The organism is Bacillus sp. JJ1532 (assembly GCF_036965085.1).
GTDB lineage: Bacteria > Bacillota > Bacilli > Bacillales > Cytobacillaceae > Cytobacillus.
On the sequence record NZ_JBALOW010000002.1, the window covers coordinates 205,432 to 216,362 of the forward strand.

Annotated in this window: 10 protein-coding genes; 1 reads left to right on the forward strand and 9 read right to left on the reverse strand. The window is 36.5% G+C overall.

Features of this window, described 5'->3' with window-relative positions; all coding sequences use genetic code 11:
• Positions 1–348 precede the first annotated feature (348 nt).
• The 6 genes from V7122_RS01410 to V7122_RS01435 all read right to left on the reverse strand — a co-directional run bounded on the left by V7122_RS01410 (position 349) and on the right by V7122_RS01435 (position 4,737).
• Positions 349–975, reverse strand: coding sequence for an isochorismatase family cysteine hydrolase (locus tag V7122_RS01410; RefSeq protein WP_335355028.1), 627 nt, complete (start codon positions 973–975; stop codon positions 349–351).
• Positions 976–1,752: 777 nt separating this feature from the next.
• The gene (locus V7122_RS01415) at positions 1,753–2,283 is read right to left on the reverse strand and encodes a GNAT family N-acetyltransferase (RefSeq protein ID WP_335525573.1); all 531 of its coding nucleotides are present in this window, start codon (positions 2,281–2,283) and stop codon (positions 1,753–1,755) included.
• A 235-nt stretch (positions 2,284–2,518) separates the two neighbouring features.
• Entirely contained in the window at positions 2,519–2,761 is a 243-nt protein-coding gene (locus V7122_RS01420; RefSeq protein WP_335525582.1) for a tyrosine-type recombinase/integrase, read from the reverse strand.
• Between the two features lie 36 nt (positions 2,762–2,797).
• Positions 2,798–2,995 carry a hypothetical protein gene (locus tag V7122_RS01425; RefSeq protein ID WP_335348302.1) on the reverse strand — a complete coding sequence of 66 codons (198 nt, stop codon included), beginning with the start codon at positions 2,993–2,995 and terminating at the stop codon, positions 2,798–2,800.
• A 101-nt stretch (positions 2,996–3,096) separates the two neighbouring features.
• Positions 3,097–3,627: a GNAT family N-acetyltransferase gene (locus V7122_RS01430; protein ID WP_335355026.1), complete on the reverse strand. Its 531-nt coding sequence runs from the start codon at positions 3,625–3,627 to the stop codon at positions 3,097–3,099.
• A 195-nt stretch (positions 3,628–3,822) separates the two neighbouring features.
• Positions 3,823–4,737 (reverse strand): mechanosensitive ion channel family protein, encoded by a 915-nt coding sequence (locus V7122_RS01435; protein ID WP_335345636.1) that lies wholly within the window; start codon positions 4,735–4,737, stop codon positions 3,823–3,825.
• Positions 4,738–6,103: 1,366 nt separating this feature from the next.
• Between V7122_RS01435 and V7122_RS01440 the strand changes: the two genes are divergently transcribed.
• Positions 6,104–8,509, forward strand: a complete 2,406-nt coding sequence (locus V7122_RS01440; protein ID WP_335525574.1) for a M14 family metallopeptidase — start codon at positions 6,104–6,106, stop codon at positions 8,507–8,509.
• A gap of 377 nt (positions 8,510–8,886) precedes the next feature.
• Here the strand turns inward: V7122_RS01440 and V7122_RS01445 are convergent, their stop codons facing one another.
• The 3 genes from V7122_RS01445 to V7122_RS01455 form a co-directional block, all read right to left on the reverse strand.
• On the reverse strand, positions 8,887–9,069 hold the full coding sequence (locus V7122_RS01445) for a hypothetical protein (RefSeq protein ID WP_335345638.1): 183 nt from the start codon (positions 9,067–9,069) through the stop codon (positions 8,887–8,889).
• A 352-nt stretch (positions 9,070–9,421) separates the two neighbouring features.
• Positions 9,422–9,694, reverse strand: coding sequence for an HU family DNA-binding protein (locus tag V7122_RS01450; RefSeq protein WP_335345639.1), 273 nt, complete (start codon positions 9,692–9,694; stop codon positions 9,422–9,424).
• Positions 9,695–9,998: 304 nt separating this feature from the next.
• Positions 9,999–10,793 carry a GNAT family N-acetyltransferase gene (locus V7122_RS01455; RefSeq protein ID WP_335525575.1) on the reverse strand — a complete coding sequence of 265 codons (795 nt, stop codon included), beginning with the start codon at positions 10,791–10,793 and terminating at the stop codon, positions 9,999–10,001.
• Positions 10,794–10,931 lie beyond the last annotated feature (138 nt).

The following is a 10,931-nucleotide window of genomic DNA, read 5'->3' on the forward strand; positions in this document are numbered from 1 at the left end:
CACACTTACTCCATTTAATGGCCCTTTTCATGAAGAAAGACGCTTTCCTTATTTCAGAAAAGCGCCCATTAGCTGAAGAAGGAGTTACATTTTAATTCTCGTTTAATTGCTTTAACCACTCTAAAAACTAATCTTGAGGTAACTTTACTTTTGAAAGTCTAAGTTATGGGAGAGTTTCAGGACTAGCAATGGTTATGGTGGAAATCTTCTAATGAAACACACTGTAAATGAATCTTAATTTTATAAGAATCGACTTATTGGATATCGTTAATGGAAACATCTAACGGCTGCAACATTACAATTATTCAAAGAATAATCTTTTCTTTAGTAGCCTATTTAAGAGTATCATTACATATTTGAAATGGCTTCGCGTGTTGTCCATGTAGCGCTACTGAAAGCTCGGTAGTTCGTAACAGCAGCACGAAAATCGTTTTCACTAATCGTGGCAGTTGCATCGTAAACAACAGCTGTCTTGAAGCCATTTTCGATCAAATCTCTCATATGCGATTCAACACATACGTTTGATAATACCCCAGCCAAAATTACTTGTTCTTTTCTACGTTGCCTTAGTTGATAGACTAGATCATTCGTCTGAGGACTGGCCACCTTGTGCGGTGTTGCAATGACGGTTGTTTTGTCCCAGATATACGGAGCTAAAGTTGAAACATAATCGGCTTCCGGAGTTGGAGGACTAAATTGATTTAATTTCTGATAAACACGCAAACTAATCAACATCTCTTGTTCGTTCCCTGTAAACCGCCAATCATAGTCATGTGGATATAAAAAGTGCGGGGAAACAAAGAGCTGATAACCTTTACTACGAGCAGTGCTTAATAGTAGTTCCAAGTTGGCTAAAGTATTATTTTGTTTAATGTTAGCCTTTGTCAAATGATATCCTCTTCCGCCTGGAGACAAAAAGTCATTTTGAGGGTCAGTAATAACAATTGCAGTATTAGCTGGGTTTGGTTTAAACATAGAATTATTCCCACCTTTTTTATGTTTTCACTTATCGATTATACGAACTACATTGATTATTAATTCCTTAGGAAAATGAAATTTTGAATTTAATGTGTGACAATAAAGTACGGATAAACAAATACAACTATTGCTGTTCCAATAGCTATTGTAAACGTCAAATGCTGACAACAGTATGTCAGTGGAGATGAATATTTTTTCAAAAGTGCTTTGAACATTTATTCCTTTCATTAACTTTGATTTACTTACGAATAATTCCTTCTCTTATTCAAGAAAATGGCCCTTTTCATGAAGAAAGGCGCTTTCCATATTTCAGAAAAGCGCCCAATTGTTTAAGTGTAGTTCTTCACAAAAGTCTAGGAAGTAACCAATACACAACAAAGAAGAGACTCACTATCCCCCAAACTGTGGTTCCCACTATCCTCCAAACTATGGATTGGGTAGCTGAACTTTGATGAACCTCATTTTCCATATTTCTTGTTATAAAAGCAAGAACAACAAATTCGATTATGATGACCCCAACAGCTATCCAAGATAATAAATCCACTTTTTATCCCCCTTTGTTGTGAATTACCTTCTAAACCTGCTACGTAGTTCAAATACATTCCTTCGCAATTTTTATACGTTTCATAGTGCAAAAAGTTTCGAACACTTAATCAACAATATGGCCCTTTAACTGAAGATGATTTAACAGTATTAAGAACCTTTTGTAATATCCTTGATCAATGACGTACCAATTACATTATAGAATCCTTCTTTCTCTATTTTTCCTTTAAGTTAGTATGGAAAGTTATCTTTTATTATTGTTTTGGTATTGTTCTCCCAGTCTTCTCTTATCATCGCATATCCAACAGTATCAAATAATTGTCCGCTTTGTCTCCAGGATCTACGGTTATAAGATTCTTTCACAAATCCGCTATTAAAGAACGTTTTTCTCATCGCAAAATTATCATATCTGGTATGACCTTCGATTCTAATAATATGAGTGTAATTATTGAATACATAAGTACTTAACCAATTAAGAATATGCTTTGCTATTCCTTTGCCTCTAAACTTTTCTTTCAATCGCAAATCGAATAAACATATGGGATCTTCTAAATCAAAAATTCTTATTAAACCAATCTTTGTATGATTATCCATGATCCAGAATGTTTGGTTCCCGTTTTCATTATAATTCCCATTGGCTAAATTTTCTCTTATAGACTCCTCAGTAGGATTCTCCTGTCCATGAAAACTCCATGTTTCTGATGTTAAAAATTCTACTAATTCATCAGCCATTTTATTTTCAAACTCTAAATATGTGTACATCATTCTCCCCCTTGAATGGCTATTAATTAAATCCACATATATGAAATTCTTTCACCTATATTATAACGTTTCCTTACTAAATCAACCTTCATCAATTAGTTTAAGTAAAATCTTGACAATTTTAATGATAAATTCAAACTCGAATATTCTAATTGACTAAAAGTTCTTCAACAATCTTGCCCGATAACAAAAAGGCATGCCTTTTTATATGCATGCCTCAATTTCCGTTAAATTTTCAAAAATATTTACTATAAAAATCGTGCCTCAACTTTCCACTTAGCTGGGCATATATTTTTGTGGTCTCACTCTTCTCATGACCAAGCAAGCTCTGGATCACTTCAAGTGGCGCACCTTTATTAATCATATGTGTAGCATAGCTGTGTCGTAATTGATGAGGATGAATACTCTTTTTTATCCCAGCACGATTTGATATGTGTTTGATAATATATCTCATAAATTGTATGGTTTTCGTGCCCATTGTAGCAAAAGCTTCGCCAGATAACACTCCAGATTTTCAATATAGACTGAAGCGGTGAGCAATATTGCCGAAAATCTCTGTGATCTCGTACGTTTCTTCTTCCTTAAAGTCAATCAAATGCCCTTCTCCCAATAGTTTCTCACGAGGCTCGATAAACTGCTGAAGATCGTAAATGACAGGAGACGAATCCGTATTTTTAATGATCACAGCTTCTGGAACAAATAATTCGTACAATACACGTATATTAGGTTTAATTCCATTTTGATTGGTAAACGCATCAAAAGGTAGCAGTTAATTGATCTAGAATCATTTTTGTATCGAATGATTCATGATGGTTATTTATATGGTTTTTCATTTTTTTCTATCGTGGCAAATAGTTTAAGTTCTTCAGGATCATTAGGCATTCTAACCAATCGTTCAAACTGCAACCCCACTTTTTCGAGAAGCTTGGCTGAAGCGTGATTGTCTTTAGTAGTAATCGCTACAATACGATTTAGCCCTAACGTATCTTTTCCATATGTCATTACCGCGGAGGCTGCTTCATAGGCGTATCCTTTTGACCAATACTTTGGAAGAAAGGCAAATCCAATATCCACATCCTCTAAGGAATCTCTTTTTATCAGACCGCAGATTCCAATCGGTACATGATCCTCTTTTCGTTCCACCAAAAAAAGACAGAAACCGTATTCCTCATACATACGAATTGGTCCATTCAATATATAGGCAGCTGAGTCTTCTGTTGTTCTCAAACCTCGATCACCAATGAACCTCAACCAAGAGGGGTCGTTCATAAGCTCAAGGATAAATGCCGCATCGTCGGTTGTTTGTAAGCGAAGGGTAAGTCGATCTGTTTCTAAAATTTTCAAGGGAAATACACCAGCCTTTCAGTATTTTTAGTCGAAGGGGTACAGCAAGAATTCCCTCTTACTTGCTTCCAGTCCCTTTTAGGCAAAACAGATTGTGAAGGAATGTACTTAAAGTAACTTTAAAGGTTTATCTAAGGAGGATATAGCAGACTGCTTAAATAGCAATCTGCTTTTTTGAAGAAAGGGATTCATAAACTATAAATCTTCAACAGCCAATTGCTTTTCCAACAGTATTTGCCTCTTATTTTCTTTAAAGGTTCGTATATTTCCGGGTTGAAAAGGACCAGCCTTCATGGCTTCCAATTCCCCGCTCTCTGCCATCATCAAGTCATTCTTGTAGGCAGCCATCGCCAGTTCATACCTCACTTTTTTGCTTGCTTCCGCGAAATCCGCTTCCTTCACTAGACCTGATATTGAATACCGGTGCCCCCTGAAATCCACATTCAGTTCAGTGATTTGGTTGAATTTGAAACTCTCCACGGGAACGCCGTTCTCATCCTTCAGCAGGTATTCACTGTATTTCTCGTTGCATGTTTGTTCCACTTCCTCCATCACCTTGAAGGCATCGTCCGGATTTTGCCTATAATTGAGGACGAGGCTTTCGTTCACCCTTCGCATTTTCCGGTTCCCGTTCTGAAGTTCCGTGATGCTACTATAAGAGATCGAATAAAGGTATCCGTCATACTGGCGGATCTTCAGGTGGCGTATGCTGATTTCCTCGATTTTCCCCTGACGATTTCCATTGATAATGACATAATCCCCGTGTTGGATCTGGCGCTCAAACAAGTAGGTCAGCCCCATAATATAATCCCGGATGATATGCTGGAAGATCAATGCGAAGGCACCCGCTAAAACAACCGAACCAGTGAAAATCTTTGTCAGGTCGAAGAAATGGCTAAGCACATAAACAAGGAAGAACACCAGTCCCAATACCTTTGTCATCTGGTTAGCGAATTGCTTAAATGTCTCTTCCCGCTTTCCATCCAAGATTTTCGTTTTATCAAAGAAAAGATTGATAGATTTGCGGATTAAATAAACCGTGAGTATAATCAGCAGTGCCACTGTTAAAATTTTTATGGGCAACTGCAGCAACTTCCCCGAGAAAAACATCCTACCAACTCCTACTTTCTTTAAACTATATAAAAGGAATGCGGATAAGGAGAAAAACCTTACCTTCCTAACAAACCTTAATGATAGCACGGTTCCATTAAAAAAAAATCCTCTCCGTGCTTCTTGGGGAACGACTATATTGCCAATAATGTATTTTCCGCTGCTAAATGGATATTAAAAGATATAGCGATAAAGGTCAATAAGGGAATTGAAACTTAATATTACTTAAAGCGTAATAAAGATAAAATAAATAGTTAAGCGATTGATTAAAGGGGAAAACCGATTGTCACATAAAATTTTTTCATAGCAATAGCAGGGGTAGTTCTGATCTTTTCAAGTATTTGTATGGGAAGTTCATTAGGGGATTCTTGGCTAATTAGCCAAGAAGACGGGATCGCTGATACTAGCCAATACAACATGATTGTTCAGACTTTTAATAATAACTTTGTTATTATTGGCAGCATACTATTTGGTGTATTTTAACTAGCGGGTAGCCTTAGTTAAACAAGCTTAAGGCAGCGATCATAATCATTATCTTGTTCTTCCACAATCGTGCGCTTTAGTTAAAGAGTGATTGCTGTGGCTATCCTTTTTGTTTTTTGTGCAGGTGGCAACAGTTATAGCTTACCAATGAGTAGATAAAATTCATAAACACGGTAAAAGACTTTTTTATAATGCAGTCAGTTTGTTTTATTACAATTATTACAATTATTACAATTAGTATGTAACTTTTATTTAATAGGGAATATTTGGATTGTTGTGGTAGTCGGCTTTTAGTAAACGACATTTTTTTTAAACAACATACTTGTGTCTAACGATAACTCAGTCGGGACTTAAACAACTCGGTCGTGACCTAGAAACCAGTATTTTTAAACAAGGTTTTTGATTTAAAAATGTAAGTTATTTTCTAATTAAAGCAAGGAATGTCCCTTTCAAATGGGACATTCCTTGTTAATTTTTATCTAATTACTAACTTATGTTGATTTGAAATACAGTTTGTTCGAGAACATCTTACAAACCTGTCTTTTATGGTAAATTTGAAAATTCACTATAAAAGATTGATCAAAATGGATTCTTTCTCAACTGACCTAGATGGAGTAGTATATAAAATTTTGATCATGTTATACCAATGTTATTCTACAATCGCGCCCGAGTTGAAGATTGTTATTTTAACTAAAGCCCCCGTTTGTTTTAGTACAATGATTCACAAACTTTTATTGAATATTTGTTAAGTAATTAGCAGTGAAATCAACAAATTCTATTAAAAAAATATAATTATTGACACCGATTACTGACAGAATATACTTAATATTTAATCTATAATAAACATGTCCACAATAGTGGAAATACATAGGAGGTGTGTAGATTGAAGAAAAGAAAGAAAGTTATGCATGGACTCGTCTTGGCAACGGCAATCAGTGCATTGAGTTTTACGACCCTGTACCCCGGATTTGGCGCTCCCCTTGTAACAGGTGCCCAACAGCTTGAAGGTGAACCAATACTTTCGAATGAGCCACTTTCCATCGTCCAGCTTGAGGTTCCAAATAAAATGGCTCTTGATAAGCTGGTTGAATTGGGTATAGACCTGACTCACAGGGTCCATCAGCATGGGGAAGAGTTGGAGGTTGATGTAGTTGTTACTCCTTCAGAAATCGAACAATTAAAAATGTATGGAATTAAAGTAAAGGAAACACTTATCACAGAAGATCAGTGGAACCAAAGAACTGCGGAAAGAAATGCAGCAGCACAGCAGCAATTCAATATCGCTTCTGCTGAAGATTCTATTAAAGTATTACGAGCCGACCATTATACAAATCAGTCTGCCACCTTCCTTTATGTAGAAGCAAAAGCAAGCGCCGGGGTGAGTGCAAGCACAGCTCTTACCGGCAAGTGGATTGAAAATGGGGTGGAAAAAACAGCCACCTTGAATCGATTTACTGACTATGGGGAATATATGTATCATTGGTTTGAGGTTCCTGTGACAGTTGTTCCTGAAAGCGTTACCATAACTAGTAATCTTGGCGGTTCAGCTACAAGTTCTGTAACAGAGTGGCTTGGTGAAGATAAAAAAGGCAGTCCGAAAAAACATTATGTAAAAGGATTTGTTGACCATTATATGGACCCACATGATCTGTATGAAAGAGCAGAGCAGCTTGCAAAAGAATTTCCGGATTTAGTTGAAATTATTGAAATGCCATATCAAACAAATGGCTACCGCCGTCTTTCCCAAGCAACTATTGGGTCTACCACGACTAAAGCTGTAGTTGTTTCCTCAAAAGCATGGGGACATGAAGGCGGAAACGATATTTTAGTAGAATTTAAAAACCCTAGTGAAGCAAACCATCCTTTAACAGTAAAAGTTGATGACAATAATATTATTGTAGAATTGGCAACAGATGATACTGGAAAAGTAACAAGTACTGCAAGCCAGGTTGTTACAGCCCTAAATACTGAGGCAAATTCGCTTATTACGGCCACTACTTACCGCGGCAATGCAGGTACTGGTACAGTTGATCCAAATTCAGCAAAGTTAACTGACAACTTAAATGCTCCAGATTACATTTCCCGTGAACCGCAATCAGTAAAAGCCATCCGTATCGGTAAGCACCGTGACGGTTCCAAGCCGGGTGTACTAGGCTATGCGCAGGAGCATGCCCGTGAATGGGTTACTCCGCTCGTTACAATTGAAACAGCCGAGCGATTATTAAGGAATTATGCCCATGACGGGGAAACAAAACAACTAGTGAACAACCTGGACATTTTCCTGATACCTTCAGTAAACCCTGATGGAGCGAACTATAGTTTCTATGATTTTAATATGCAAAGGAAAAATATGACGAACCACTGTGGACCTACTCAGTCAGATCCAGCAAATCGTAACAGTTGGGGAGTTGACCTAAACCGAAACCACTCAGTAGGGTCTGTATTTGATGGTTTTGTTGGTGCTTCCAATACAAATTGCTTGAGCGGAACATATTCAGGCCCGTATGAAAACTCAGAGCCTGAAGCAAGAAATCTTATCTGGCTGGCAGACCAAAATCCAAATATTAAATTCGCAATGAATATTCACAGCTACGGCGGTTACTTCATGTGGTCCCCTGGCTCCTATGATCCAAATCGGGTTACATTGCCTCGACCAACTGCAGGTCAGGAGGCATTCTACTGGGCAGCATCCAACGAAATCTTGAATGATATTCAGGACCACCGCGGAACAGTAATCTTGCCAAGCCGTACAGGTCCAATTCCAGATGTGTTATACTCCGCGGCTGGGAACTCTGCTGATTATTTGTGGTATGAAAAGGGTATTTATGCATGGAACTTTGAAGTTGGAGCAGATCTGTGGGATTCTGTAGCAAACAGGTGGCGAGCCGTAGGATTCCAGCCTTCGTATCAAGAAGGACACGAGGAAGCAATGGAATTTGCGAATGGACTGATTAGTCTAATCAAGGTTGCCTACAACCAATCAAAGGATAAGCAGCCTCCATCAACAAAAGCAGTTCCTGGAAACGGCAAATTCTCTGGCCCTGTAGAAGTATCGTTTGAAACCAGCGAAGCAGCTACCATCTACTATACTCTTGATGGAAGCCGTCCAACATTTGAATCAGCTCATATACGCCTTTCCGGAACACGTGAATCTGCTGAATCATTGAAAATTGATAAAACGACTGTTATCAATTGGTTTGCTGTAGACGCGGCGGGCAATATTGAAAAAAACTACAACCCGTTTAGTAATGCTTCTAACTACAGTTCTGTGAAAATAACTATTAAGTAAACTAAAAGATGCCGTGCTACTTTCAGAAACTGAAAAAGCCCGGCATCTTCTAAATACACGGCTAATAGGTTCTCTCTTACTTTAATGAATAGTGGATATTATGCTACCAAATCTCCTTCTTTAGCTGTTTATGTGATTTTTCAAAATTAGAGAGAATATCATCCAATATTGACGGATATATTTACTAGCATTTTTTATTCGAGAAGGGAGAACTCACATTTAAATCGAATGTTATAGGTAAAAATTTTGATAAATTAATTTCTTTGCTTTCAGCCATTTAAATCTCATAAATAATGTATTCTGTTCCGTTGGCACAATAAGAAAGCTTTCAGTATTGACAGCACAAATTTTCCCTATCGCACAAGTTACTTCAATGATTAGATTGAGCACGCTCTTACTAAGAGAACAAATCCAATTATAATTAGGACAGAAAATAAATTAACTAAACAACCACTGCTTGGTACTCCAGTATGGGCTTGAGCCCACGAATTGTTTAAAGCACCTCGAGGATTTTTTCGTTGTTCTGTTGCTTTCAATCTTTCTCTTTCTTTTTCAGACATAATACCTCCCCCCGTTTTAATAATTGCTTAAATTTAATTACGAATTAGTAAGGTTAAAGTTTCTCCTTATCTTATTGCACTAACCTGCCCTATTGTTTAAGTAAAAACTTTCACAAACATCACACTAGCATTACCATAAGTATTCAATTTTTCTTGAGACTCTTCCTCTATAAAATGGCCCTTTCATGCAAAAAAGCGCAGATCCATACTCTGGAAATACGCCCTTTAGTGAAAAAAATATTAATATTAATTTTTGAGTTCTGTGGTTAGATACTCAATCATCTTTAAATAAAAAATACTCTTAGTTCTTTCCTTCTCATATAAGAGTTATTTATACTGTTAAGATATATTATTATTTCACAGCTTCTTTTAATTCCTTACCTGGCTTAAAAGCAGGAATCTTAGAAGCAGCAATATCTATTTCTTCACCGGTTTGTGGATTACGACCTTTTCTAGCTGAACGTTCACGTACTTCAAACGTTCCAAATCCAATTAATTGGATTTTTTCTCCTTCAGCAAGTGTGTTTGAAATCGTATCAAATAACGCATCAACTGCCTTTGAAGTATCCTTTTGTGTCAATTCAGCTTGTGTTGAAACAACTTTTACTAATTCTGTTTTATTCATTCTTATACACCTCTATATTCTTAAATTACTATGTAGCAACTAAAATATAGCACATATTCTTGTAAAGTAACATTAATCAAATAATTATTAACCTTAAACCGCATAACCACGTCCTGACTTGTGAACAAGGTAAATTCCTTGTTCACATACCTGAGCCAAGTTTAAATAAGTTCGTTCCTGAAGAATTGCGCCCGATTGGCTGAAGATCTAATATATTATTAAAAACTGAAGAGCTTACCAATGCTTACTTAACTATATTATTAGCACAATTAGAAAAGGCTCCAATAAGAATAGTCTTGAACCTTTAACAATATGTATACATCATCCATAATCCAATATCCTCAAAACCGATTCTTTTATAGATTACTCCAGCTGTTGGATTATCATAGAACAAACATAGTTCTTTTCCTTCATGTAAAAGATCACTGCAAAGCTTGAGCATGCAGTTGGTTGCATATCCTTTTTTCTTATAGTTTTCTAGCGTAGCTACACCAACAACCATTGCTGATAAGGAATTTTCTGCTGTCGTTGATGCTGTTGATACCATTTTTCCTTCTTCCATAATAAAAAATGAACGTGAAGTTCCATTTTCTATTCCTCGACGTTTTCTCTCTACTGTAATTGTTGAATCACTAAATTCTGGAATTGAGTTTAGTAATTCAACAAGTGCTTCAGCATCGTGTGGAAATGCTTGTTGTACATTCGAAAAATCAATATTATTTTTATTAATATTTAATCTAGTACACTTAGCATAATATAATTGTCTTTTTCTTTTTAGGTGCTTATCCAAGTATGGCTCAATTTTTTCAGTGATATCTTTTAGTCCAGACATCATCTTAAAAGCAGAGTCATTAGACATAATCTCAGCAAATCCTTCGGCATTAAATGATTCTACTGCAAAAGGAATATAGTTTTCCTCGTATTTTAATAAAACAGCAATTAATTCTCCACTTTCGTTAAACTCTCCCCAAAGCTTTTGGAATTCTTGTTCATATCCATAAGCCTCAATGTCACCAATAATAAATAAGTTTTCAGCAGCCTTGGTTTTTAACAAATTAAAACAAACCTCGTGATCACTTTTATCTAGTTTTCTTATCATCATTCTCTCTCCTCATTGTAAAAATTCCCCCGTAAAATAATCTCATTATTTTACAATTAAAAAACCTTATCGAGAAGGAGTTTTTTACGGAAAATTCCTATAATTCTCGCGGAATTGCGCCCTTTAGCCGCCCATGCA

What these genes read in the sequence shown, in the direction of transcription:
- V7122_RS01450 (WP_335345639.1), bottom strand. Translation starts at nt 9,694, where the DNA reads ATGAATAAAACAGAATTAGTAAAAGTTGTTTCAACACAAGCTGAATTG.
- V7122_RS01420 (WP_335525582.1), bottom strand. Translation starts at nt 2,761, where the DNA reads ATGGGCACGAAAACCATACAATTTATGAGATATATTATCAAACACATA.
- V7122_RS01435 (WP_335345636.1), bottom strand. Translation starts at nt 4,737, where the DNA reads ATGTTTTTCTCGGGGAAGTTGCTGCAGTTGCCCATAAAAATTTTAACA.
- V7122_RS01410 (WP_335355028.1), bottom strand. Translation starts at nt 975, where the DNA reads ATGTTTAAACCAAACCCAGCTAATACTGCAATTGTTATTACTGACCCT.
- V7122_RS01415 (WP_335525573.1), bottom strand. Translation starts at nt 2,283, where the DNA reads ATGTACACATATTTAGAGTTTGAAAATAAAATGGCTGATGAATTAGTA.
- V7122_RS01445 (WP_335345638.1), bottom strand. Translation starts at nt 9,069, where the DNA reads ATGTCTGAAAAAGAAAGAGAAAGATTGAAAGCAACAGAACAACGAAAA.
- V7122_RS01455 (WP_335525575.1), bottom strand. Translation starts at nt 10,793, where the DNA reads ATGATAAGAAAACTAGATAAAAGTGATCACGAGGTTTGTTTTAATTTG.